At 43.8% G+C, this 25,311-nt stretch carries 28 protein-coding genes and 1 pseudogene; 23 read left to right on the top strand and 6 right to left on the bottom strand.

Annotated elements, in window-relative coordinates; genetic code table 11:
* The first annotated feature begins 20 nt into the window (after positions 1 to 20).
* The 17 genes and pseudogenes from queA (at position 21) to BN6539_RS19780 (ending at position 9,815) form a co-directional block, all read left to right on the top strand.
* The gene (gene queA, locus BN6539_RS19840) at positions 21 to 1,064 is read left to right on the top strand and encodes a tRNA preQ1(34) S-adenosylmethionine ribosyltransferase-isomerase QueA (protein ID WP_067542323.1); all 1,044 of its coding nucleotides are present in this window, start codon (positions 21 to 23) and stop codon (positions 1,062 to 1,064) included.
* A gap of 60 nt (positions 1,065 to 1,124) precedes the next feature.
* A complete protein-coding gene (locus BN6539_RS23055) occupies positions 1,125 to 1,298 on the top strand; it encodes a hypothetical protein (RefSeq protein WP_242869438.1) in 174 nt (57 codons plus the stop codon).
* A 61-nt stretch (positions 1,299 to 1,359) separates the two neighbouring features.
* Positions 1,360 to 1,527, top strand: a pseudogene (gene rhuM, locus BN6539_RS23580) (RhuM family protein); the annotation flags it as partial.
* A gap of 10 nt (positions 1,528 to 1,537) precedes the next feature.
* On the top strand, positions 1,538 to 1,717 hold the full coding sequence (gene rhuM / locus BN6539_RS23355) for a RhuM family protein (protein WP_369907407.1): 180 nt from the start codon (positions 1,538 to 1,540) through the stop codon (positions 1,715 to 1,717).
* Between the two features lie 112 nt (positions 1,718 to 1,829).
* A complete protein-coding gene (locus BN6539_RS19830; protein WP_067542320.1) occupies positions 1,830 to 2,240 on the top strand; it encodes a VOC family protein in 411 nt (136 codons plus the stop codon).
* Between the two features lie 77 nt (positions 2,241 to 2,317).
* Entirely contained in the window at positions 2,318 to 2,806 is a 489-nt protein-coding gene (locus tag BN6539_RS19825) for a hypothetical protein (protein WP_067542317.1), read from the top strand.
* The gene (locus tag BN6539_RS23350; RefSeq protein ID WP_334292982.1) at positions 2,785 to 3,018 is read left to right on the top strand and encodes a DUF3795 domain-containing protein; all 234 of its coding nucleotides are present in this window, start codon (positions 2,785 to 2,787) and stop codon (positions 3,016 to 3,018) included. Before BN6539_RS19825 ends, BN6539_RS23350 begins: the two co-directional genes overlap by 22 nt.
* 8 nt (positions 3,019 to 3,026) lie before the next feature.
* A complete protein-coding gene (locus BN6539_RS19820; RefSeq protein ID WP_330385116.1) occupies positions 3,027 to 3,554 on the top strand; it encodes a hypothetical protein in 528 nt (175 codons plus the stop codon).
* A 135-nt stretch (positions 3,555 to 3,689) separates the two neighbouring features.
* Positions 3,690 to 4,442, top strand: a complete 753-nt coding sequence (locus tag BN6539_RS19815) for an alpha/beta fold hydrolase (protein WP_067542314.1) — start codon at positions 3,690 to 3,692, stop codon at positions 4,440 to 4,442.
* Between the two features lie 57 nt (positions 4,443 to 4,499).
* Positions 4,500 to 5,546 carry a virulence RhuM family protein gene (locus BN6539_RS19810; RefSeq protein WP_067542311.1) on the top strand — a complete coding sequence of 349 codons (1,047 nt, stop codon included), beginning with the start codon at positions 4,500 to 4,502 and terminating at the stop codon, positions 5,544 to 5,546.
* A 50-nt stretch (positions 5,547 to 5,596) separates the two neighbouring features.
* Entirely contained in the window at positions 5,597 to 5,824 is a 228-nt protein-coding gene (locus BN6539_RS23265) for a hypothetical protein (protein ID WP_330385115.1), read from the top strand.
* 48 nt (positions 5,825 to 5,872) lie between these two features.
* Positions 5,873 to 6,016: a hypothetical protein gene (locus tag BN6539_RS23260; RefSeq protein WP_330385114.1), complete on the top strand. Its 144-nt coding sequence runs from the start codon at positions 5,873 to 5,875 to the stop codon at positions 6,014 to 6,016.
* Positions 6,017 to 6,205: 189 nt separating this feature from the next.
* On the top strand, positions 6,206 to 6,781 hold the full coding sequence (locus BN6539_RS19800; protein WP_330385113.1) for a DUF6434 domain-containing protein: 576 nt from the start codon (positions 6,206 to 6,208) through the stop codon (positions 6,779 to 6,781).
* A 121-nt stretch (positions 6,782 to 6,902) separates the two neighbouring features.
* On the top strand, positions 6,903 to 7,310 hold the full coding sequence (locus tag BN6539_RS19795; RefSeq protein ID WP_207645116.1) for a hypothetical protein: 408 nt from the start codon (positions 6,903 to 6,905) through the stop codon (positions 7,308 to 7,310).
* A gap of 62 nt (positions 7,311 to 7,372) precedes the next feature.
* A complete protein-coding gene (locus tag BN6539_RS19790; protein ID WP_067542302.1) occupies positions 7,373 to 7,705 on the top strand; it encodes a carbon-nitrogen hydrolase family protein in 333 nt (110 codons plus the stop codon).
* Positions 7,706 to 8,191: 486 nt separating this feature from the next.
* Positions 8,192 to 9,325, top strand: coding sequence for a DUF4238 domain-containing protein (locus BN6539_RS19785; RefSeq protein WP_067542299.1), 1,134 nt, complete (start codon positions 8,192 to 8,194; stop codon positions 9,323 to 9,325).
* A 112-nt stretch (positions 9,326 to 9,437) separates the two neighbouring features.
* A complete protein-coding gene (locus tag BN6539_RS19780) occupies positions 9,438 to 9,815 on the top strand; it encodes a hypothetical protein (RefSeq protein ID WP_067542296.1) in 378 nt (125 codons plus the stop codon).
* Between the two features lie 59 nt (positions 9,816 to 9,874).
* On the opposite strand, the gene BN6539_RS22035 is transcribed toward BN6539_RS19780, so the two are convergent.
* The 4 genes from BN6539_RS22035 to BN6539_RS19765 all read right to left on the bottom strand — a co-directional run bounded on the left by BN6539_RS22035 (position 9,875) and on the right by BN6539_RS19765 (position 12,541).
* Positions 9,875 to 10,039, bottom strand: coding sequence for an integrase (locus tag BN6539_RS22035; RefSeq protein WP_074038144.1), 165 nt, complete (start codon positions 10,037 to 10,039; stop codon positions 9,875 to 9,877).
* A 4-nt stretch (positions 10,040 to 10,043) separates the two neighbouring features.
* Positions 10,044 to 10,322 carry a transposase gene (locus BN6539_RS19775; protein WP_067542293.1) on the bottom strand — a complete coding sequence of 93 codons (279 nt, stop codon included), beginning with the start codon at positions 10,320 to 10,322 and terminating at the stop codon, positions 10,044 to 10,046.
* A gap of 246 nt (positions 10,323 to 10,568) precedes the next feature.
* Positions 10,569 to 12,098 (bottom strand): serine hydrolase, encoded by a 1,530-nt coding sequence (locus BN6539_RS19770; RefSeq protein WP_067542290.1) that lies wholly within the window; start codon positions 12,096 to 12,098, stop codon positions 10,569 to 10,571.
* The gene (locus BN6539_RS19765; protein ID WP_067542287.1) at positions 12,098 to 12,541 is read right to left on the bottom strand and encodes a rhodanese-like domain-containing protein; all 444 of its coding nucleotides are present in this window, start codon (positions 12,539 to 12,541) and stop codon (positions 12,098 to 12,100) included. The genes BN6539_RS19770 and BN6539_RS19765 overlap by 1 nt, the downstream gene beginning before the upstream one ends.
* Before the next feature lie 171 nt (positions 12,542 to 12,712).
* On the opposite strand from BN6539_RS19765, the gene BN6539_RS19760 reads away from it, so the two are divergent.
* A complete protein-coding gene (locus BN6539_RS19760) occupies positions 12,713 to 13,900 on the top strand; it encodes an SAM-dependent methyltransferase (protein WP_197492908.1) in 1,188 nt (395 codons plus the stop codon).
* Positions 13,901 to 13,991: 91 nt separating this feature from the next.
* Here BN6539_RS19760 and BN6539_RS19755 read toward each other — a convergent pair whose 3' ends face one another.
* Positions 13,992 to 14,561 (bottom strand): DUF305 domain-containing protein, encoded by a 570-nt coding sequence (locus tag BN6539_RS19755; RefSeq protein ID WP_067542281.1) that lies wholly within the window; start codon positions 14,559 to 14,561, stop codon positions 13,992 to 13,994.
* Positions 14,562 to 14,693: 132 nt separating this feature from the next.
* Between BN6539_RS19755 and eno the strand changes: the two genes are divergently transcribed.
* On the top strand, positions 14,694 to 15,998 hold the full coding sequence (gene eno / locus BN6539_RS19750; RefSeq protein WP_067542278.1) for a phosphopyruvate hydratase: 1,305 nt from the start codon (positions 14,694 to 14,696) through the stop codon (positions 15,996 to 15,998).
* A gap of 47 nt (positions 15,999 to 16,045) precedes the next feature.
* Here eno and BN6539_RS19745 read toward each other — a convergent pair whose 3' ends face one another.
* A complete protein-coding gene (locus BN6539_RS19745) occupies positions 16,046 to 17,521 on the bottom strand; it encodes a hypothetical protein (RefSeq protein ID WP_242869436.1) in 1,476 nt (491 codons plus the stop codon).
* 272 nt (positions 17,522 to 17,793) lie between these two features.
* Between BN6539_RS19745 and BN6539_RS19740 the strand changes: the two genes are divergently transcribed.
* The 4 genes from BN6539_RS19740 to BN6539_RS19730 all read left to right on the top strand — a co-directional run bounded on the left by BN6539_RS19740 (position 17,794) and on the right by BN6539_RS19730 (position 25,258).
* On the top strand, positions 17,794 to 21,384 hold the full coding sequence (locus BN6539_RS19740; protein WP_067542273.1) for a response regulator: 3,591 nt from the start codon (positions 17,794 to 17,796) through the stop codon (positions 21,382 to 21,384).
* A 3-nt stretch (positions 21,385 to 21,387) separates the two neighbouring features.
* Entirely contained in the window at positions 21,388 to 21,561 is a 174-nt protein-coding gene (locus tag BN6539_RS22505) for a hypothetical protein (protein ID WP_156524189.1), read from the top strand.
* Positions 21,545 to 24,688: a hybrid sensor histidine kinase/response regulator gene (locus tag BN6539_RS19735; protein WP_067542270.1), complete on the top strand. Its 3,144-nt coding sequence runs from the start codon at positions 21,545 to 21,547 to the stop codon at positions 24,686 to 24,688. Before BN6539_RS22505 ends, BN6539_RS19735 begins: the two co-directional genes overlap by 17 nt.
* A gap of 297 nt (positions 24,689 to 24,985) precedes the next feature.
* Positions 24,986 to 25,258: a CD3324 family protein gene (locus BN6539_RS19730; protein WP_067542267.1), complete on the top strand. Its 273-nt coding sequence runs from the start codon at positions 24,986 to 24,988 to the stop codon at positions 25,256 to 25,258.
* Positions 25,259 to 25,311: the final 53 nt, after the last annotated feature.

The raw sequence follows: 25,311 nt of genomic DNA, 5'->3' as shown, positions 1-25,311 counted from the left end.
ATTAGAATGGAGCATATAGAATGAAGATCGATGAATTTGATTACGAACTGCCCAAGGAACTGATTGCGCAGAAACCATCGGAAAGGCGGGACGTCTGCCGCATGATGGTTCTGGACAGGCAGGACGGGACAATTGAACATAAGCACTTTTACGACGTGATCGACTATTTGAATCCAGGAGATTGCCTGGTATTGAACAATTCCAAGGTACTGCCGGCAAGGCTCTTCGGAGAGAAGGAAGGCACCGGGGCAAAGGTAGAGTTTCTGCTGATTAAGAGAATGGAGGGGGACCGATGGGAGACCATGGTCAAACCGGGCAAACGTCTGAAACCGGGGGACTCCGTTGCTTTCAGCGACAATTTCCGGGCAGAGATCTTAGATTACGGCCCGGACGGCACCAGGATTGCGGAGTTCCACTACGACGGTATCTTCATGGAACGTCTGGAGGAACTGGGCAAAATGCCTCTGCCGCCATATATCGAACGGGAAAGCACCTTAGAAGATAAGGATATGTATCAGACGGTTTACTGCAAAGAGGAAGGTTCTGTGGCAGCGCCGACGGCGGGGCTCCACTTTACGGAAGAACTGCTGCAGAAGGCCAAGGACAAGGGCGTGCGCCTGGCTTATGTGACGCTCCATGTTGGAATCGGCACGTTCCGTCCGGTCAAATGCGAAAACGTGGAAGACCATCATATGCACTTTGAAGAATATTTTGTCGATGAGGAAACAGCAAAGACCATCAACGAGACGATTCTTGCGGGGGACAGAATCATCTCCGTGGGGACAACGTCCACCAGGACTTTGGAGAGTGCGGCCTATCACGACGAAGCTTCTGGTAAGAATCTGATTCGGGCAGGAGAGGGGAGCACCGGAATCTTCATCTATCCGGGATATGAATACAAAGTGGTGGATGCCCTGATCACCAACTTCCATCTGCCCAAGTCCACACTTCTGATGCTGATCTCTGCTCTTTACGATAGAGAAAAAATCCTGGAAGCCTATCAGACGGCTGTGGATGAGAAGTATCGTTTTTTCAGCTATGGGGATGCGATGCTGATTCAGTGAGTGAAAATTTTGAGGGGATAAGGGACCGCTGTGAGGTGGGAAGATCAAGAGGACGTTACAGTGGATCATCATGGAGAAATGCTGATCTATCAGACCGAAGAAGGTTTGACAAAAATAGATGTTAGCATGCAGGATGAAACGGTGCGGTTGTCTCTTGATCAAATGTCGGAATTATTTACAGGAGCTAAATCCACAATTTCAAGACAAGTAAAATTTTTGAAGAAGGCGAACTGACTCGAGAGTCAACTGTTGCAAAATTTGCAACAGTTCAAAAAGAGGGCGGCAGACAGGTTGAATAAGCGATAGACTATTATATAATCTTGATGTCGTAATCTCTGTAGGATACCGTGTGAAATCACAGCGTGGTGTACGGTTTCGTATCTGGGCAACGAATGTCTTAAAAGAATATATCAAAAAAAGTTTTGCGATGGACGATGACCGCCTAAAGGAACTGGGCGGAGGCGGAAATTCCTATGACAATGGAAGATTGGGCAAAGCATCTGGACAGGATTTTGACGTCCACCGAAGAAAACCTTCTCACGAGAAATGGTATGGTCAGTCATTTGCAGGTTATGGAGAAAGCTCAGACCGAGTATAAAAAGTATAAGGCTAAAACACTGAGCAGTGTAAAAAGGATTATCTGGAAAGTTTAAAGATGCTGGAACAAAAAGGCAAGAAGAAGTGAGGGTACTAAACGGGAAAATAAAATCCTTATAGTCGGAATGCGATTTTCACAAATCGCATTTTGTAGAGGAGGATTTGATAATGAATGGAAAAGATGTACGTGTAGGTGTAAGCCTGCTGGTCGGTGATATGGAAAACATGGTTCGATTTTATAGGGATACACTAGGTTTTCAAACTCAATGGAATGGCGGACCTTTTGCAGAATTTGAAACTGCAAGTGGCGAATTGTCCTTGTTTATGTATAGCAGGGAAGAATTTGTAAAGGCGATAGGAGAAGATTATGTACTTCCAAAGGGTATCAATCAGACATTTGAAATCGCCCTTTGGCTATCCAATTTTGCCGAGGTAGATTTGGAGTATGAGAGTCTGCTAAAGTTGGGTGTGCAGCTTCCCACAGGAGCACCCATCACATATCCTTTCGGTATTCGCAACTTTTATGTAGCTGATCCAGAGGGGAATTTACTTGAAATTGGAAGTACAAGTGAAACATAGGGTAAAAACTCTACAACTTCCAGTTTTGCGAAAAGTTGTTAGAGCGTGAAATTAGAATTTGTGAGGATAAAAGTAAAATGATTAAATGGATAAAAATCGGCGGAAATCAATATTTCGGATTTTGGATATTTGGACTTCTCCTCTTTGCATTGCAGGAGGTTCCTTATATGGCAATGCCTTTGTTTAAGCTCGAAAGCAATCCAGTTATGAATATGCAGGAATCATCGGCAATTTTAGATATTGCGGAAAAGATACTGGGATCTTTGTGCATAGCAATAATGATTTTCCTCGTTCAAGAAAACAGAGATTTGGTAAGCATAGGAAAAGGGATTACTAAAATCGGGTTCTATATTATGATAATTTCTTTATTACTTAATTTCTTTGGCTGGGGATTATATTTTAACGGACATCAGTCATTTGGAGTAATAATGTTCTTCCTTGTTGCATTACCACCGTTATATTATGCTGGTATCGGTCTATGGAGAGAAAATTGGGTATTACTTGGAACAAGTATCATATTTGAAATTGTGCATTTCATTCATGTATATGGAAATTTGAAGATATAATAAAATTCCAGTTTATCGGAGAGTTAAATAGCGAAGGGATAATCTGCCGCAAATGCGAGATCAAAGACTGCATTAGAGACAACGGTCTGTCCTATTGCTTCGAGTGTTCTGACTATTCGTGTAAGCTGATAAAGAATCTTGAAAAAAGCTATAACAAGAGATATCAGGCAAGCCTTATGAAAATAGTGAGTTTGTTCGTCAATACGGGTTAGAAGCGTTTATGGAACAGCAGAAAGAAAAATATGCCTGTTCAAAATGCTGCGGTATTATTTCCATTCATGACAGGGAACGCAGCGAGTGCCAGGAAAATATGTGTATAGAATGTTATGCTGATAAAAATAGAATAACTCCATTGTTGAATCCGATGGATTGCTTGGAAAATCATACTCAGTACATATGCGGAACCTGTGGGAGGTGTATTTGTATTGAACATGATCCTAGGAGAGGATTGCAGCGGTGGAATTTCCCTTTTAAGTCACTAGCAATTGCAAAATTGTATTTGCGTGCTGCTGATTACAGTATGAAAAAGCCATGTGGTATTTACGAGATAAAAGGTGACAATGGCAGACTATCGTATAAAATCTTTGCGGACAACGAGGAATTGCAGTTATATCTGAAAAAGAATAAAGGAAAAACGTGTGAAAGTATGGTCCCTGTTTTCATTACTCGAGAATACAGAGAATATGAAAATACGCAGATACGGAAACTGACTCCAGATGAAATACAAAAATATATGTCAGAACGATAGCATTGCCGTAAATGCAAGATCAAAGACTGCATCAAAGGCGAGTTTGTTCGTCAGTATGGATTGGAAACATTTATGAAGCGGCAGAAAGAAAAATATACTTGTTCATAAAGTTAGAATATAAGGAGGTGTAACTGAATGGAAATATTAGAATTCGGAGATCCATGTAACAGAAAAATCATCCTGATACATGGGTTTCAATCTCCTTATCAAATATGGAATCCGTATATTGAACACTATAAAAAGGACTTTCACATCATCGTTCCAATCATGTCCGGGCACAATCCAAACTGCAAGGAAGATTTTATTTCGTTTTCCGAGGAAGCTAGAGTACTTGAAGATTACTATATTTCTCATTATGATGAAAAGGTATATGCTATCTACGGTATGTCTATGGGCGGTGTACTAGCAGCGACATTGTGGCAGAATCAAAGACTAAGTATTGAAAATGTACTTTTTGATGGGACGCCCCTTATATCTTTTCCCACTGTCGTCAGAAAGATGATGACTAGTTTCTATCTGAATATCACTCATAAAATGCAGAAAAGAGATAAGAAAACGCTGAAGCAAGCGGTCAATAACATCATTTTCAAAGAACATCTTGCTGACTTTTTGCAGGTGCTCGACAATATGACGGATACTACTATTTCAAACTGTATTAATAGCGTTGCAGTTTTCAAATTATCAAGTAATATAGATACACCAAATACGAAAATATATTTCTATCATGGAACAGCCGCAAATGAAATGTTGGCAAAGAAGTCTGCAAAATTCATGCTGAAAAACTACCCGGATACAGTTATAAAATGTTTCGCGGGAAAAGCACATTGTGAGACTTCGATATTTCAGCCGGAATTAATGATTGAGGAGTTGGACAAGGTGTTCAAGTGATTTTTCAGTTGACAAGATTATTTATGAAAAGAAAAGATGATGAATTGGAGGACAGCCATGCCCAAAAAGAAAAAAGAGGAAATAACGATACACAGCTCTGCGGCTGAATATTTGACCTATGTTGCGGCAGTTGGAGATCGTTCTGACAGTATGGAAATGCGCTACGAAGATGAAAATATATGGCTGACACAAAAGATGATGGCGCAACTTTATGATGTGTCAGTGCAGAACGTCGGGCAGCATATTAAGAAGATATTTGATGATGACGAACTGATAGAAGAGGCAGTTGTAAAGAAATACTTTATAACTGCTGCCGATGGAAAACAGTATAGTACAAAGCATTATAATCTCCAGATGATTATTGCAGTCGGCTTCAAGGTCAATAATGACCGTGCTGTCCGTTTCCGTAAGTGGTCAGGGCAAATCGTCAAAGATTACACCATTCAGGGATGGACGATGGACAAGGAACGGCTGAAAAAGGGGCATATGTTCACAGATGAATATTTTGAGCGTCAGCTGCAGAATATCCGTGAAATTCGTCTTTCTGAGCGTAAATTTTATCAAAAAATCACAGACCTCTATGCCACAGCCTTTGATTACGATAAGGATGCGAAGACAACTAGGCAGTTTTTCCAGACAGTGCAGAACAAAATGCACTGGGCGGTTCACAGGCACACAGCAGCAGAGTTGATTGTGGAGCGTGCCGATACAGAGAAAAAACATATGGGGTTGACTACTTGGGAGGCTGCTCCAGATGGGAAAATTGTCAAGACAGATGTGTCAATTGCGAAGAACTATTTGAGTGATAAGGAAATGTCCTATATGGAAAGAATTGTAAACTTGTACCTTGATTATGCGGAGTTACAGGCTGAACGACAGATTCCCATGAGCATGGAAGACTGGGCAAAACGGCTGGACGGCTTTCTTGAATTTAACGGTAACGAGATACTGACAGACGCTGGTAAGATCAGTGCAGAGCAGGCAAAACTTCATGCAGAAACTGAGTTCGAAAAGTATCGTATTGTGCAAGACCGATTATTCATGTCTGATTATGATAAGTTTTTGCTGGAGCTGGAAGAACAGGCAAAAAATCAATCCGAATGATACAAATGCTTATTGCTGCTGTAAAACGATAAAATTAGGGGGATACCGCAGTGGACAATTATGGAAAAATGCTGATTTATCTGACTGAAGATGGTTTGACCAAAATAGATGTCAATATGTATGATGAAACAGTGTGGCTGTCTATTGATCAGATGGCTGAATTATTTCAGAGGGACAAAAGCGTTATCGGAAAACATGTGAGAAATATATTCAAAGAAGGCGAATTGGAGAAAAATTCAGTGTGGGCAAAATTTGCCTATACTGCTTCTGATGAATAAACATATCAAGAGGTAATTTATCATCGTGCGGATGCGGAAAAAGACTTCATGGGATTGATGTCATTTTCAAGGAAACAACCGACACTGCGAGAAGCAAAGATTGCAAAGAGTTATCTGGATGGGATTTTGACTTCCACAGGAGAAAATCTTCTCACCGGAAAGGGTACGGTCAGTTATTTGCAGGCCATGTAAAAGGCTCAGACCGAGTATAAAAAGTATAAGGCAAAGACGCTGAGCAGTGTGGAAAAGGATTATTTGGAAAGTATAAAGATGCTGGATCAAAAAAGAAAACAGGATATTTAAGATATCCCAAGAAATAGTACATGTTTCAGTGCTGATACGTAATATATACTTGTTAACTTAGAATTTGAAAAGGGGAACATGATGACTGAAAGACCTGTTTTAGATAAAAATTTAGATAGCAAAACATTTCGTGATTTCTATTATTTGAAAGAAGAATTAGTAGACTTTTGCAGGAAAAACGGTCTGCCTGTTTCTGGTGGAAAGCTGCAAATAACAGATAGAATTGCTTGTTTTCTTGATACCGGCGAAATTCAAGCACCTTCAAAAGCAAAGCGAAAAGTAATGACAGTATCCGATATTAGCGAAGATACGATAATCGAAGTTGATTTTATTTGTTCGGAAAAGCATCGGGCATTTTTTAAAGAACATATCGGAAGCAGCTTTTCATTTAATGTGGCTTTTCAAAAATGGTTGAAAAACAATGCCGGAAAAACTTATAAGGAAGCTATCGCAGCTTATGATCAAATCCTTGAAGAGAAGAAAAAAGGAAAGACACAAATTGATAAACAATTTGAGTATAACACCTATATCCGAGCTTTTTTTGCGGACAACCGAGGGAAAACTTTAGAGGATGCAATTAAGTGTTGGAAATATAAAAAACAATTGCAAGGGCATAACGGTTATGAACAGTCTGACCTTGTAGCTTTGGATTGATCAATCCCAGTTTGCTGGGGAGCTGAACAGAAGAGAAATCGGATGGTGGGATACAATGTGGAGAAATTCAGACGAAAATAAGAATGATTTGATATCGTTACATGACTGCAGAGCTACAGCTATGGCTATTCGTAAGAGTGATTTGCTTTTTATCTTTGACGACGGATTTTGGATTTCTTCCGACGATGAACGAAATCCTTTGAAAAATACAGTAAGAACAGATAAATCAGAAGTACAGATTGTTCATTTTGATGTGTCAGACATTTACATTTTCAAAGAGCACCGTATTTTCCGGCGATTGGTAAGCACAAACAGAGTATCCCTAAGCGTTGAACAATTAATGGCTAATATCAACTGTGGAAAGTGGGAATTGGAATTCATCAATGAATATCACAGCGATAGGGATGTACTGTATCAATGCTGGATATGGATGAATCACTCACCTTTCCACATAGAATGTCAAATCACACTTGATTGTGATAAAATCGTTTATCATTGGAACAATCTGTGTGAAAATAAACCTTGGTGAACCCATTGAGATAAAAAACAGAAGAGAGGCGTTTTATAGATAGTAAATGGCAGGTGAGAATCATGCGAATCTTTACACTTGAACTGAATAATGACATAAAAGGAATTGCCCAGCGCAAGATTTACATAGAGGACTTGATAGCGAAACTTGACAGACCAGATTTTGTTGTGCTTCCTGAACTTGCGGTTTGCAGTTATATGGCCAGTCAAAAGATTTGGCAATATACCGATGATTATGGAAAAGACACTTCTTCATGGGCAACAGCGCTGGCGGGCAAAGTTGGATTATCATATAGTGGTGTTCGATATGCTATGAGACAATCACAGGATGAGGGGGTTCTGAAAAGGAGTGGTTCAACAAGAATGGTTAGTGGATCATTCAAGAAATTTGAATGATGGAGCAACTGTCCCGAATTTCCGGATGGTTCAAGTTGAGACGATGAAAATGGCAGTTGAGACGGTGGCGACGAAGACTCTTTTTCAGGAACATAAATATAGATACAAGCAGTGCAGATAGATATGTTTTCGCAAACGAAAAATTGCCTCGAGTAAGTTACCGTAAACAAGCAGCTACTACCGCGATAACCGGACATCATAATCATGGTATCAAGCCATGTTGAGACGGTTGTTCTGATGTCTAAGGCCATGTAAATAGCTGTAAAAAAGGCATGATTTCAGGTCTTTTTTGCTATCGGGAGTATGAAAACATTCAATCCGAGGTCTAAACATAATGCTTTGCAGAAACAGGGCAACACTGCCCTAGAAGGAAAAGTGTGTATAGTTTAGGTGCCAATTTAGATGTCGGATATTGAAGCAGTGATTTAGATGTCAGAGAGAGTTTAAGTAGTGGATTGGATATTATGAAAAGGAGGGATTTTAAAGATGCCTACAAAGAGACAACACTTTGTTCCTCGTGTATATATGAAAGCATGGGAAACCAAAGTAGAAACATCAAAAGAACCGGACAAGAAATTTGATGGAGTTTATGTATTTAATGGCTCTGATATTGGAGAAGGTGCTAACAGAAATTCAGTTCTTTGGAAACCTCATCTTTATACAATAAATTTTTCCTATTCTTATATTTGTAAGTCGTGTTCAAAAGTAAAAAATGAATTCGTTTCTATGATTTATGATTTACTGAGAACAGGCTTTGCTAAACCAGCATATGGAAAAATTGGATACAGTATAATTAAAACCAAAAAGAGTATAAATAAACATTTTTTTGAAATTGATGATTGGGAATTCTATTATGATGATGGGAATGTTGCAAAAAAAACAGCTATAAAAAATCAAATAGAGGCATTGAATTGTTATATCATTGAAGATGCTTTTGATAATTACTTAGAAAAGAACTGGGAAAATACATATAACAATTTTGTGAATGCAGTTCATAATGGGACTCCAGTTGCAATAGGCCAAAGCGAAAGATGTATTCCTATTGAAATTGCAAATGAAATGCTTTGCTCATTTTTTATAATGCTGTGTAGAAACCCTATATTTGATGCGATGGGGGTATATACAAAAATCAAAGAAAATTTATTATATCCGGTCTTTTCATCAATGTGTCACGCAACTGATGAAGGCGTCCCTTCTGAAGATGAAATTATAGAAGGAAAAGGTTATGTAGATGAGTTAATGACGGGAATATGGTATTCTGAATTATATAAAATATTCTTCAAAAAGGCTGGTGGATTTTATCATAATGTTGTGACTGCAGCATTGAATGGGTGCCAGATGATTTTGTTTGAGACATATGATGACACAGGTGCTTTTATCACTTCAGATAATCCAGCATTTGAAAACAAAAGTGCTGTAGAAAACAAAAATTCAAATGGAATGTTATTTCCCCTATCGCCTAAGTACCTGCTTTTTATTGCAAAAGGGTCAGATGGAATTAATATTGTAGACCATCGTTTTGCAAATAATGATACAATTTGCTATTTTAATAGAATTATTGCTCGTCACAAAAATGAGACCATCATTGCTGTGTCAAAGAGATTAAGTGATTCCTTATAAAATCGCAAAATTTACAAGCACTGTTATAGAACGGAAGGAGGAATGTATAATGGAAAAAGAAAATCAAAACAAACAGGATGTACCAGGGGTTACCGAAGACTAAAAAGGCATTATGGATTGGATAAAAGCACATAAAAAACAGCTCATTCTTATTGGAATAAGCATCCCTACACTTATTGCCATTGTGCTGGGTCTGAAAAACAAAGATGCAATGATGGAACTACTGGACAATCTGAAGGATGAAGTCGAAAAAGCAAATCTCTACAGTAGCAGATGGTTTGAAAAGGCAACTGATGCAGAGCTTAATGCAGCACGAGAAAAAGTAAGACTTGATTATTGCGCATCTGGAGATGATTTCAAAGCTGCTTGCAGTTTACAGAACCTGCTTGGAAAATTTGATAAAGAGTTGAGAAGAGCTTGGGGAGACGAAATCCCATGTGCGCCGAGCATTCATCGTGAGCATGGCTGGTATTTATCAAATGATGATTAACAATAAGGCTCCCCATCACCGGTTATATTCCAGTGGTGAGGAGCCTTTGTTTATGTGGGTTATCCTTCAATATCAACACTTACGCCAGATTTGAATTCCACCGTAAAGTGGTTTTCAAATACAGTGATTTTCTGTAGCAACCTACGGACAAGGCTTTCATCGAACACGGTAATCTCGCTGGGCTGCTCTCTGAGAAAATCGCAAAGCTCGGTGATTCGTGCCAACCGTTCATCCCGGATGGCTCCTGTAGGATGGCGTATCATTGTCCATCAGATACATGAACCTGATATTTGCCCTGCAGCTGTCTTCAAGTTGCCTTAGTGACAGATATCCTCTTGTCATGAATTCGAAGAGTACCGTTTTCAACATATTGACGGGATTGTATCTTTTCCTGCCTGTATCGTGCCTGGGCAGATCCTTTAAATACCTTTTTAAATCAATTCCCTCCATGAATTCGTCAAATATTAAAACGGGATCACAAATATCCAGAAAATCTGAAATATACATTGGCATTCTGCCTTGCTTTGGTCTACAATATGAGTGGTCAAATTGTTTTTCATACTTACATTTTACCACTAAAAGCCTGCGGAACCTTGGAAATTCAGGCTTTTTAATGCTTTTTGTTAGGTTTTTGTATACAATATGAAAACCCCTGTTTTATGATACAACGATCATAAAACAGGAGTTTCGTTTAGGGATTGTTTTTTCGCAGCCCCTTTTTTGTCATACGTATCAAAGAACGCACTTTGCCATCTATTTGGCATATGCATTTCCTGCTGTCTGCACCAGTTCTTCCATGAGCTGTTCCATTTTAGATACTGCCGGATGTTGTGCTAAACCGTAGTCCGATGCCATGGTAGCAATCCGCGGAAATGCTAACCAGGTGCTGCCAGCTTCATCTTCCCACACAGAGATTTTAAGAGGAAGCTCCAAAGAGATGCTTTGATCTGCCTGCATCAGCCCCGTGCCTACCTTTGGTGAACCGAAGACCAGGACTGTGGTCGGTCTCAATGCAAGACCTGCATCTGCCGCGTTCTGCGCGTGGTCGAACTTGGCGAACACCGGGATTTCACGTTTTGCAAGTTCCGCTTCCAGCTGGCGCACTGTTTCATCCACGGAAAACTGTCCTTCCAGAAGGTAGAGCTTATTGTCGTCGTAATTGGTCGAGAGCAGGTCGCCAAAGGCGCCCGCGATGCGTCTGCCAAGATTGGTGAAATCCACGTCCTCTTTATTTGCCATCAGGGTGACGCAGACCAGTTCCGCAGCGTCGGTAAACCGGCTGAGAAACATCGAATAGCCGGGTATAGAACCTTTGATGTCCATCAGGCCGCGATGTTTGTAAAACTGCCATCCCGCAACGGCAGGAAATTCCCGACCATCAGGCAGCTGCCACGGCGCATAGACTAGGGCGCGGTTTTCGGGATCGTGGATCAGCACTGCGCCCGCGAGGGCGATATCCCAGGTGGATATATCCATGGCAGAAGCCCAGACATCAGAGAATCCACGCAGGACTGACGATGGGATCCGAGGCACTGGTTCGCCCTGCTCATCGTAACTGGCGGCAGGCTCGGTCGGGTCTATGTACGTTCCATCTTTTTTAAATAGCTGATGGATGTTCTCTGTCAGGGAAACGTCCTCATAGACAAAGTCTTTCAGATCTTCGCAAAAGCCGGTGTGACGAAGACCGAGATATTCAATCTGGCGTTCCGTGACAAAATCGTGATAGGATTTTCCACTGACTCTTTCTACGACTTCTGTCAGAAGCAGGAAGTTCGTTGCACTCTGTATGACGGAAGAACCTGGCACAAACTGCAGAGGTTCTTCTGCGACGAGATCGACCAGATTTTGAAAAGACCACTGTCTGAAAAGGTCAAAGCCTTCTGACGCCCTGTAGTCGGAAAGACCCGACGCGTGGCGCAGCAGCTGCAGAATTGTGATTTCCTGCCAAGTTTCAGGTAACTGCGGAATAAATTGAGAGGCTTTGTCGTCCATCTGCAATTTTCCGTCCTCGTGCAACTGCATGACAGCCACGGCAGCAAAAGCCTGGGAAATCGGGCCAGCAGGCCATAAGGTATTAGCAGAGGCCAGTCTCCTTTGCTTTGGGTCGGAAAGGCCGTAACCTACGACTCTTGGAATATAGGGTGCCTGGACGATGGCCAGGGTCAGACCGGGGATTTCCTCTTGCTCCATAAATTCCCAAATCATCTCATCGACGGTGCGGCCAAGATAAGATACATCGGCGCTTCCTCTCATTTTCACGGTTTCATGTTCTCTCGTATTCATTATCTTTGCTCACTTTCTGTGTCATAAGGCCAGTCTTCAATTCCTCCGAAGTCATAAATATGCTTATATCCAAGGGAAACTAATTTATCTGACGCCTCTTTGCTCCTGATGCCGGTACGGCAGTGAAGGAGGAGGACGGCATTTTTATCTGGCAATTCTGCCAGCGCATCCTCTCCAATGGACTCGTTGGGCACGAGAACTGCGCCTGGAATATGCTTTTCGGCATATTCTTCTTCTGTACGTACATCGACAATGGTAACATCGCCCTGATCCATCATTTCTTTTGCCTCTTCTGCAGTAATCTTGTGATAGGCTTTGCTGGTTTCCTGCTTTTCCATTTTTTGTGCGTTTCTGCGCTCCATTGGACAGGTACCGTTGCCGCAGGCTGATAACAGCAAGGCGCAGGAGAGCACCAGAGCCAGTATAAGGGATAATCGTTTCATTTTCTTCCTCCTTTGACCATGAATCCTGTTCATGGAAAATCGTATCGTCGACGATCTGTAATTTGCAAAGTAACAGTTTATACTGTAATTATAAAAGTTACAGTTAAAAATGTCAAGTGAATTATCTGAAAATAATAGAATTTTTGAGAAATGGTTATAATAACCACAATTATGGAAGAAAGAAGGGAAGTTATATTGCTAGAAGAAAATGTGCTGATATCCTTTTTAAGGAAGTTTGATGAAAATCCGTTTGTCGTAAAAGTAAACGGCAGAGAATATCTGATTGGAGAGGGGGAACCAGCCTTCACCGTTAAATTTCAAAAGTCGATACCTCTGTCAGAACTGATAAGAAGTACCTCTCTGGCTCTAGGTGAAGCTTACATGGATCAGGAACTGGAGATAGAAGGGGATCTCTACGAGGCTCTCGACCATTTTCTCGGTCAGATGAACAAATTTTCTACAGATCAAAGTGCGCTGAAAAAGTTGATTTTCACTGCGGCAACGAAACGAAATCAGGAGAAGGAAGTGCGTAGTCACTATGACATCGGTAACGATTTCTATAAGTTGTGGCTGGATGAGACTTTGAGTTACTCTTGCGGATACTTTAAACATACAGACGATACCCTCTATCAAGCGCAAGTGAACAAGATTGAATATATTTTGGAGAAATTGCATCTGCAGAAGGGGATGTCACTATTAGATATCGGCTGCGGCTGGGGGTTCCTTTTAATTACAGCTGCGAAGAAGTATGGAATCCGCGGCACAGGAATCACGCTCAGTGAAGAACAATACAAAGAATGTAACCGAAGGATTGCCGCGGAAGGACTTGAAGATCTGCTGACGGTGAAACTGATGGACTATCGAGACTTGCCGAAGTGTGGTATGGCCTTTGACCGGGTCGTCAGCGTGGGCATGGTAGAACATGTAGGGCGTGATCACTATCCGCTGTTTATAGATTGTGTAAATAAAGTCATGAAACCAGGCGGACTTTTCCTGCTGCATTTTATCAGCGCCTTAAAAGAGCACGCCGGAGATCCATGGATCAAGAGATATATCTTCCCAGGCGGCGTTGTACCCAGCCTCAGAGAAATTCTCGCCTATGCGTCTGAGGAAGGGTTTCATACCCAGGATGTGGAGAATCTGAGACTCCATTACAACCGAACGCTGCTCTGCTGGCTGAGAAACTTCAGAGAACACGCAGACGAAGCTGCCGCCATGTTTGATCAGCGTTTTGTGCGCATGTGGGAACTGTATCTGGCATCCTGTGCGGCAACATTTCACAATGGAGTCATCGACTTGCATCAAGTTCTCATGACAAAAGGAATTAATAATGAGCTGCCGATGGTGCGGTGGTATTAACAATAGGACGATAAGAAAATCCCTTGATACTTTTCAATTTAATTAAAAAGACACAAGGGATTTTTTAGATCAAGTGCTGGATTGTGACGGATTAACAGCCAAGGCACTTTAAAAGATGCTGCATTTCCCGAATTCCCTTTTGCTGGGAGGTAATGATTGCATCCAGTATCGGTTTTAGCTGCGGGCAGATGTCGAACTGCAGTGCATTTTTTGACATTTCTACAGCGCCTCTGTGATGTGGAATCATTTCCCACATAAAATCACAGTTGATTCTATTTGTATCGCGGGCGTTGCTCATATCCTGAAACATGGTCTGTAAAATCTGGTTGACCCTATGCTGATAGAGACGTACATCCAACTCGCAGTTTTTCAGTTCACTGCAGGATCCCTGCGCTTGGCGCAGATTTTCAATGCTTTCCGTCTGAGATGTAATGATATTTAATGCGATATTCTGCAGGGGGATATTGGTCGTATATTTGAGGATGTTGTGTGACATTTCGATGGCTGCCATGTGGTGTGGAATCATCTGCACGATAAAATTTCCCGAGATGCTGTCAGTCAGCGGAGCCATTGACATACCCTTGATCATTTCATCAAGGATGCAATGATATGCTGATAAGTAATTTTTAGCGACGTCGCTTAATTGATATTGCGTATTCATAGTTTTCCTCCTCTATGAAATAGTATATGCAAAGGTGTGTCTTCCGTTACATCTAGTGGTTTAGCAGAGATCAAGGGGGATATAATAAAAACAGACAACTTGTAGGAAATTTGAAAGGGGAAGTAGTACATTATGAATAGAGTTACGATAGAGTCAGTAAAAGGCCGCGAGATTTTAGATTCCAGGGGGAATCCAACCGTTGAAGCACAGGTGAGGCTGTCAGATGGGACCATGGGCAGAGGTGCGGCGCCGAGCGGCGCTTCCACAGGTGAATTTGAGGCGCTGGAGCTACGGGATGGCGACCCGCAGAGGTATGGCGGAAAAGGCGTGCTGCAGGCAGTAAAAAATATTGATACCGTAATTTGTGAAACCTTGACTGGTATGGATGCATATAATCTTTCCTCCATCGATTTGGCCATGATCAGGGCAGACGGAACAGAAGATAAGTCGAGCTTGGGGGCAAACGCCATCCTTGCGGTATCTATCGCCTGTGCCAGAGCCGCCGCAAGCGCTTTACAAATGCCTCTTTACCGTTTTTTAGGTGGCGTCAACGGAAACCAGATGCCAGTGCCGATGATGAATATCTTAAACGGCGGCGCCCATGCGGCCAATACGGTAGACGTGCAGGAATTTATGATTATGCCCGTAGGAGCCAAAAGCTTTCGTGAAGGCCTGCGCCAGTGCAGCGAGGTGTTCCATGGCTTGGCAACCCTCTTAAAGTCCAAAGGCCTAGCTACGGCTGTAGGAGATGAAGGCGGTTTTGCACCGGATTTATCCAGTGATGAAGAAGCTATCAACTATATTCTGGAGGCAATCAACCTGTGCGGATATAGAGCGGGAGAAGATTTTGTCCTTGCCATTGATGCAGCTGCCAGCGAATGGAAGTGTGAGAAGAGAGGACAGTATCTGCTGCCTAAGAGTGGTCTGCATTTTACCGCAGATGGATTAATTGCCCATTGGAAGGCTCTCTGCGAAAAATATCCGATATTTTCTATTGAAGACGGCTTAGACGAAGAAGACTGGCAGGGCTGGCAACAGATGACTGAGGAACTGGGCGGCAAAATACAGCTGGTGGGCGACGACCTTTTCGTCACCAATACGAAACGTCTCTGCAAAGGAATTAAGGACCATTGTGGCAACTCTATTTTAATTAAGCTAAACCAAATCGGAACCATTTCAGAGACGTTGGAAGCCATAAACATGGCTCATAAAGCTGGTTTCACAGCAATCACTTCTCATCGGTCAGGAGAGACAGAGGATACGACCATTGCGGATTTAGCCGTTGCGCTGAATACCGGTCAAATCAAAACAGGGGCACCCAGCCGCAGTGAACGCAACGCGAAATACAATCAGCTGCTGCGCATTGAAGAAGATTTAGGCGCTGGCAGCATCTATCCCGGGCAGGGTATATTAAAACGGTCATTTTGCTGTTCATAATATCAAAAACGGACTAACCGATTGAAAAACTGTTAGTCCGTTTTTACTTACTGTCCCTCTAATTCCCGAATTAATTCTCGCAGCCGAGACTTGATTTTAAAGCGATGTATCCCTGTGTAGCCGACTTTTTCCGCAAGTCGGAGCAGGTATTCCCGATACAGTGCGACGATTTCAGGCTGGGAAATTTCAAAGACTGTAAAGGGTTTAGAATTGTGCACCAGAAGCGCTCTGTGATTCCCTTTCACCATCAGGCTGCTTTCTGTATCGTTCTGCCCCTCCAGCGGAACAAAATGATAATCCTCATGAGTCTCCAGAATGCGGATAATCTTCTTTAAGTGCTGGGCATAGGTCTTCGGGGTGTAGTAAAGGGTACCGATTGAACCGCAGGTTGCAGTTATAGGTACTGTGCCGGCGCGGATTTGATCTGCGGTAGGCAATTGTACGATATCGATCAGGTTGTATTGATTCCGATCCTGCTCCAGCCTCTTCATCTCCTGAAGATAAAGTCTGCCCAGCCGCTTTGTCTCAGGATCCTTTCTTTGTTCAATGGAGTCAAGGATCAACTCAATTGGCGCGGTAACAGCGGATAAGGAAGACAACTTCTGGATGCGGAAACCATGAGGAGAGAGGAATCTCATAAAGCATTGAAACAGTTTCTGAGGTTCAGAATAGGTGTTCAGCATAGGAAGGCACAGGGATAAGTAGTCTTGAAACTCGGCTTCTGTGGCTTGGACCAGCCTGGAGTCCGTAGTCAGCATGGTAGCATAGCTGGAACGTCGGCCTGCCATAGAATGTGAAGCGAGGGCAATTTGATCAGGTACCATTATAATGGAATGCCTGTAAAGGCGATCGCGGATATGGGGATAGAAGTAAGCGCTTACCCTGCCAGTCATGTAAAGGGGGATCCACCTGGTTAATGATTCCAACATTTGGTCGCTGGAATAGATCGAAGGTATGATATGGCAGATTTGAAAGCCTCGCTGCAGGCAAGCCAATAATTCTGACTGCATATTGGAAGTAAAGCCATAGTCCTCCATCAGCCAATCATCGGTTTCATCTGCTAGGATATAGATTGTACCTGGTTCTTTCTGGGCCAGCAGGTGCTGATGTGCAGCCCGAACGGCCGCACGTTTTCCTTCATTTCCATAATAGACAAAATTTCCCTTATGGCTAATATTGCTGGAATCCACGGCGGCATCTGACGCGATGCCTTCTATAGTCAGGGATTCAAAGGTTTTTAAAAAGCGATCCACTTCATCGCTATCGCCACAGAGCCAATGAAAGAGAAACTCAGATAACTGATCCTTCTTGGCAGTGATAATACGTTTGACGCCTGCCATCTCAGACAAGGCACGCCTTTGATATTCGCCACCACAGCGCAGAGCGAAAAAATACGCCATATTGCGCAGAGGCTCCCGATTGCGCGGTATCCCCCTTTTTCCGTTGCGAAAGCGGCTTATGACAGAGGGATCGACGTGAATCGCTTGAGCCAGCTCCCGATTTGATATTTGAGTTAGATTCATTATAAATGTTAACTTTTCATAGAATTGCATAATCTCATTCCCCTTTTTGTTTTAGTATAGTCTAAGTTCAATATTTATTCAATCAAAATGTCATGAAAAATGATGATATTATGTCATTGCCATTTCAATATGAACACTTGAAATCCTGCATTAAATCAAGTATTCTAAATTTAAACGCTTATTTTAGATGTATTTTGTCATAAATATTGATATAAATTGCCGGCCGCAAGACACTAAACGTCACGAGTACAGGCCATGAATAGGAGAAGAGTATGAAGAAAACAATGACAGCTTGGGAGACTTTTCGGTCGTTCTGCAGCGCCTGGTTTGAACGTCGCTGCGCAGAGGAGGTTTGCACTTATTTAGGTGACGAATTCTGCTTTGTAGGTACGGGTGAGGATGAATTTGCTCACAGCCCCCAGGAGATGCGGGAATACTTGGTGCGTGACATCCAGGAAATCCCAGAGCCTTTCTCTGTAGAGCTTGAACTCTTTCAGGAGCAGATAATTGACGAAGATACACGCAACCTGTCTGTGGGAATGATTCTAAAAAATACACAGTACCGGTGGCGTCTGAGGGGATTTTTTACTCTGGTACGATGTTTGGGGGATTGGCGCTTGCGTACATTGTGGTTTTCGGAACCAAGCAGCAGTCAGCGAGGCGAAGAGCATTATCCTCAAACCTTGGTGATGGAGACGCTTGTCCAGCAGCGGCAGGAACTGTTAAACGACTCTCTGCCTGGGGGTATGATGGGCGGTTATATTGAAGACGGTTTTCCTTTCTATTTTGTCAACAATCGAATGCTGAAGTACTTGGGTTACGCCAGCGAGGCGGAGTTTGTTGCCGATATCGCCGGCATGGTCTCTAATTGTATGCATCCAGACGACAGGGCCTTGGTAGATGGTGAGGTAACCAGACAAATAGCGGAGCGCGGAGAATATATCGTCGAGTACCGCATGAAAAAACAGGATGGATCCTATATCTGGGTTCATGACCTGGGACGTGAAGTCACGGCAGAAAATGGCAGACCAGCTATTATCTCAGTGTGTATCGATATTACGGAACAGAAAAAGGCCCAGGCTGAAATCATGCACCTTTACAACAACATCCCCGGCGCAGTGTTCCGGGTCAAGTACGACGATTGTTTTTCCGTTGCAGATGCCAATGATGGATTATACGAGTTGTTGGGCTATACCAGAGAAGAATTCAGGGCGCTGGGTAACCAGATGGCGGCTGTGATTTATCCAGGCGACCTGAACGCTGTGCGGGACAAGTTGTTAGCCAACGAATGCTGTGGGAACACCATACGCAATGAACACCGACTGCTCTGCAAAGATGGGAGTATCAAGTGGATTTCACTAAAAGCACAAGTGATGCCTGGAGATGACGGCGAGCCATATTTCTACGGATTTCTTGTGGATATTACAGACGAGAAACTGGCGCAGGAACTGGTAAGGGAGCTCTACGAAAAGGAGTTGGCCTATTTTGCACAGGCAGCTTCCTCAGAGGGAAGTATCCAGGGCCGAATCAATGTCACACAAGGCAGGGTTGAGAGTTACCAATCTACGGCCGACTGTTCCATCGCGAAGGTGGGAGATACCTATGAGCAGGCCATTCAAAGACTGGCAGCTTCTGCGGCAAATACTGAGTACGGGAATCACCTCCGCACTGCACTGGATAAGGAACAGGTGCTGACTGATTTTGCCTCAGGAAAAACGGAACTCCATTTTGAATTTCTGCGGAGACGAAACGAGGGGGATCATTTCTGGAGCAGGACAAATTTCAGATTTCATCAAAATCCCGAGAGTGGCGATGTGATCGCCTTCTTTTATACCATCGATATCACAGAACAAAAAATTCAAGAACAGCTTCTGAGAAAAGTAACGAAACTGGATTACGAACTGATATCTGATATCGATATCCGCCACGATACCTATCGTGTAGTCTCTTTTCATCCAGGTACTGAAACGATGATGCCTGCAAAAGGGCGGTTTCAGGCAGAGGCTAGAGAGATTGCAGCCACTTCTATGGATGCTGCTGCTGGAGAAGAATACCTTGCAAAGCTTGATTTTACCTTTATGCAACGTGAGCTAGCAGAGCATGGCAGCTACAACTTCATAGCAGAGGTAAGGGATGAACATGGAAATCCTCGAGTCAAACGGTACCAGGTCTTTTACATAAGCCGCGAGTTGGGTCGGGTGTGTATCGCCCGCACGGACGTGACCGACATCCTATGCCAGGAACAGCGGCAAAAAGAAGCTCTGGCTACTGCTTTGACTGCTGCAGAGCAGGCAAATGCGGCTAAGACGGACTTCCTCTCTCGCATGAGCCATGAGATTCGCACTCCTATGAACGCTATCATCGGTATGAGTACCATTGCTGCACAAGCTATCGACAACGAGGAGCAAGTCGCCGACTGTATCTCCAAGATTGGCATTTCCTCTCGCTTTCTGCTCTCCCTCATTAATGACATCCTGGACATGAGCCGGATAGAGAGCGGCAAAATGCTATTAAAAAACGAGAAGATTCCCACAGAGGAATTTATAAACGGACTGAATGCCATCTGTTATGGACAGGCTGCAGCAAAGGAAGTGGAGTATGAGTGCATTGTGGATCATACATTAGATGATTACTATATTGGAGATGCCATGAAGCTGCAGCAGGTTCTGCTCAACATTCTCTCCAACGCCATCAAGTTCACAGGAGAAGGCGGCAAGGTCACCTTCTCCACCGCAGCGCATAAAAAGGCCAAGGGCAGAGCCACTCTTCGCTTTATCGTCAACGATACAGGTATCGGTATTAGCGAAGAGTTTATCGAGCACATGTTTGAACCTTTTGCGCAGGAATCTATCGGTACCACGGCCGTGTATGGCGGCACCGGGCTGGGTCTGGCCATCTCAAAGAACATTGTGGATATGATGGGCGGAACCGTCACTGTTCGATCTATCAAGGGCATCGGGTCAGAATTCACGGTGGACGTGCAGTTGGGTGTTACAGAGGAGGAATTACCTCGTCACAACAGAAAAAAAGTATCTCCTAACTTTTCAGCGCTGAAGACTCTGGTGGTGGACGATGATGTAGCAGTGTGTGAAAGTGCGGTAGCTACACTGAAGGAGATAGGCGTCACCGCCGAATGGGTGGGCAGCGGCCGTAAAGCCATCGAACGAGTACAAGCGCTGTGTGGAGCAGGCAGACATTACGATATGATTCTTATCGACTGGAAAATGCCCGATATCGACGGAATCGAGACCGCTAGGCGTATCCGCGCTATCGTAGGGCCGGAGGTCACCATCATCATCATGACAGCATACGATTGGGCTTCTATCGAGCACGAGGCTAGGTTAGCCGGTGTTAACCTGCTGATGAGCAAACCCATGTTCAAGACGTCCTTGGTCTCAGCCTTCTCTAAAGCGCTGGGTGAAAAAGATGAGATTGAAGCACTGAGAAAGCAGCCCCGCTTTGAATTTGCCGGGCACCGTGTACTTTTAGTAGAAGACAACGTCATCAACACTGAAGTGGCAGTGGCGCTGCTTAAGAGTAAGGGATTCGCCGTGGATACGGCGGAAAACGGTCTGCGAGCCATTGAGGTGTTCAGTAAGTCTGAAACAGGTTGGTATGATGCGATTCTTATGGATATCCGGATGCCGCAGATGGATGGACTGACAGCAGCCAATAACATCCGGCATATGACCAACTCCGATGCCAAGACGATTCCTATTATCGCTATGACCGCTAACGCTTTCGACGACGATATCGAAAAGAGCAAGGCGGCTGGTATGAACGCGCATCTGGCGAAGCCAATTGAGCCGGAGCGGCTGTTCCAGGTCCTATACGATTTTATCCTGGACCGGGAGGAGGAATAGAAAATGGCATATCTAAATATGGTTTTTGCAGGTTGCGTTGACAACTTTGAAGAAGCGTGCCTGTTTTTGGGCGAGAAATACGCTGCCTTCTACCGGCCTGTTGAGAAAAAATTTCAACGGACTGTGAATCTACAAAGACGACTGAAAGGAGGTGGCGTTTATGACGCTGACAAATGAATTGAAAGCGGTTCTTGACAGTATACCCAGCGGCATGTGTGTTTACAGTGTAGAACAGGGCCGTCTTTATCCTCTGTATCATAATCCCGCCTTCTTTGAGGTGCTGGGGTATACCAATACACATATCGCTCAGATTAAAGAGCAGGTGACCTTTATCGGTGTTCATGAGGATGACCGTACCGCCTTAGAAAGAGACTTAGCCGTCCTGCTCCATGGCGGCCATTTATTGCGGCACACTTGCAGAATTTTTCACGATGAGCTGGGGGAATATCGATGGATTCATATTGAAGGGTCTCGAAGAGCAGATTCTGATGAAGGTGAACTCCTATACGCTGTCTACAGCGACGTAACAGAACAGCGGAGGCTGGAACAATACTTTCAAAACACATTGAGAAATCTTCCAGGCGGTGTGGCGGTAGTTCGCTATGAGAAGGATGGCAGCATTATCCCAGAGTATATTTCAGAAGGCTTTGCAGCGACAACCGAAATGCCGCTGGAAGAGGCGTGGGAATTGTATCAGAAAGACGCTTTGACTGGTGTCCATCCGGACGATTTGGAAAGTGTCCGTCAGGAGCTTAGCAAATATCTTGTCAGCGGGAAAAGCCATTGGGAGATCGAGTATCGGCTTTTAAAAGGCTCAGGGGATTATGTATGGGTCAAGAATACCCTGTCTCTCATCGAGCACGAGGGCGGAGAACGGAAGATTTATTCTGTTTATAACGATATGACGAAAGAACGGGAAGAACGCGCCCGTGTGCGACAGCAGTACAATGATTTACTTTTGCAGCATCATCAGAGGACTGATCCCAACGTCTTAGTAACGGGTCACTGCAACATCACACAAGACCGAATTATACAGATCAGTGACCAGACTGGCGCAGGACTTTTGGAGACCTTCGGATCTGTCCGCGAGGCATTTTTTACTGGTCTATCGACTCTCATCGTAGATGATAAACAGCGGCAAATATTTTGCAGCACTTATCTTCGAGTTCCAGCGCTGGCAGCCTATGAGAGAGATGAGACTAAGCAGATGAATGATTTCTTTGTTCAGTTTCCTGATGAAGAGACTGGCAGGTATGTGAGATTTGAAATGAGTATGGTGTCTACACCGGACAGCGACGATGTCACTGGAATCCTGACGGTCATAGATATCACAGAACAGGTGGTTGCAGATCGGATTCTCCATCAGCGCTCTGTCACCGGTTATGATTTCGTAGTAGATGTGGACTTGAGACGGGACACGTATACGATACTGTCTCAAGATGAGAACGCTGTCGGTATTCCGCCGCACCGAGGTGTCCACTCACGCAGGGTGGCACAAATGCTGGAATCGAGGGTGGTACCCAGGGATCGGGAACAATATCGGGATAATCTGGATTCTAAACGAATGCTGGAGAGGCTGAAACAGGGTCGAGTATATACCTTTGCTTTTTCAATGACTGATGACGCGGGAGATGTTCGAACTAAAAATGTAACGGTTTCACCTATCGATTTGAGATTGGGCAGAATATGTCTGTCAAGAACAGATATTACCGATTCTATTCGGGAGCAGCAGCGGCTGCTTCGGGTGGTTGCCTATACCTGTGAGTTAGCTTGCTTCATTGATACTGCCACGGGAGGTCTTGTCATGTACACCAGGCAGATGGTTCTGGAAAATCTGCCCCCTCATACTGCAAAAAGCTATACTGCAGTTTTGGACAACATAACAGGCTATTACGAGATGGCGACGGACCAAGAAGCGGCAAAAAATTTATTCCGCCTTGAAACACTAATAGAGCAACTGAACGAAAAGCCAGGCGGATTTGATTTTGTACTGCCATACCAGGCGGAAGAGGCTTTGCGATACAAGCAAGTCAACGTTTTGTGGGGCGATCAGAACCATAAAACCGTCTGCTTGGTGCGGGTCGATGTGACGGATATGCTGGCCACAGAGCGGGCAGCAAAAGCAGAGATAGAACGGGCCTTGGATATATCTAGAGAAGCCAGTCGCGCAAAAAGCGATTTTCTCTCTGCAATGAGCCATGATATACGCACGCCCATGAATGCCATCATGGGGATGACCACGCTTGCCAAAGTGAACATTGACGATCCTGACCGCATTCAGGAATGCCTGCAAAAAATATCTGCCTCGTCAAGCCATCTAATGAGCCTTATTAATGACATTTTGGATATGAATCGGATTGAGGGAGACCAGATTATGCTGAACAGGGAGCATGTTTATCTTCCAGACCTGGTGAAGCAGGTAGGCGAGATCATCGCTCCACAGGCTGACCAAGCAGGTCTGCAATATGAGATTCTGCTCTGTGAGATACAAAATCCCTATTTCTATGGTGATGCCTTACGTATCAGCCAGATCCTCATCAATATTTTAGGAAATGCAGTTAAGTTTACACCCCAAGGTGGTACGGTTCGTTTTTTGGTAGAAGAACTTCCTTCTAAAGATACTAAAGATGTATATTATCGTTTCACTGTCAGCGACACAGGGATTGGAATGGCGGAAGAGACACTTGCGCATCTCTTTGAACCCTTTGTCCGCAGCCGTGCGGTATCCCGTATAGAGGGATCAGGGTTGGGCTTGAGCATAGTCAAGGGATTAGTAGACCTTATGCGCGGAAAAATAACGGTACATAGTGAGTTGAAAAAAGGCACTACCTTCCTGGTTGAGCTGAAAGGTGAGATCATTCCGGCCGATGAACGGAGGGTAGCTCCTGTGCAGCAGACGATGGACAAAATGGATGCAACCCTTTTCGCAGGCCGCTGTTTCTTGGTGGCAGAAGACAATCAGGTCAATGCCGAAATCATCTGTGAAATTTTGCGAATGAGCGGTGCTGAGGTCGTGGTCAGAGGCGATGGTGCCTTGACTGTAGAGGCATATCGATCCACAGCTCCGGGGACTTATGATGCCATCCTGATGGATATTCAGATGCCGGAAATGGATGGATATGAGGCTGCCAAAACTATCCGGGCAGACAGCAGACCTGATGCTAAGGATATTCCAATCATCGCTATGACTGCAAATGCCTTTGAACAGGACGTAGTGGCGGCCCTAGCAGTTGGGATGAACGCTCATCTGGCCAAACCCATTGAGCCGGAAAAGCTTTTTTCAACGCTTCATGATTATTTATAGAGGAAGGATCTGGCGGATCAAGAAGCCCGAAGTGCAGATAAACTGTATAATGGGAAATAACCTGATTTAAAATACAAAATATGAAAAGTATGCTATAATAGGGTCATCAGATTGTGAAAGGAGCCTTAGTATGGGAATGAGAAATTGTGCATAGCGAAGGCTGATTGTGCAGTATAATTTAACTACGATATAACAGTGTCGGTTGTCTTCTGCGTCTATTGGAGGCAGGCGCCGCTTTAAATTATGAATCCAAATAGCCTTTGCTAATCCTAATAAAACAAAATTGGGAGGCGCATAATGAGCTGTCGAAAATCGATTCATGCATTACCTGCAGAGCTTTTAGAACAGATACAGGAATATGTAGAGGGCGAAGTCATCTACATTCCTAAAAAGAAGTCAAGCAAAAAGTGCTGGGGTGAAAATACAGATACTAGAGGGATTTTAGCTGCCCGCAACGCGCAGATTTGCCAGGATTTCCAGAGTGGTATGAGCGTAAAGCAGTTATCCGATAAATATTTTTTGGTGGAAAAAAGCATCCAGAGAATATTGCGTAAAAGAAAAATAGAATGAAAATGTGCCGTGATTCACGGCACATTTTTAATGTAAGAAAGAAGGTGAGGTAT

Origin of the sequence: Emergencia timonensis, assembly GCF_900086585.1 — a bacterium.
Lineage (GTDB): Bacteria > Bacillota > Clostridia > Peptostreptococcales > Anaerovoracaceae > Senimuribacter > Senimuribacter timonensis.
This window is presented reverse-complemented; position numbering and strand designations above follow the sequence as displayed.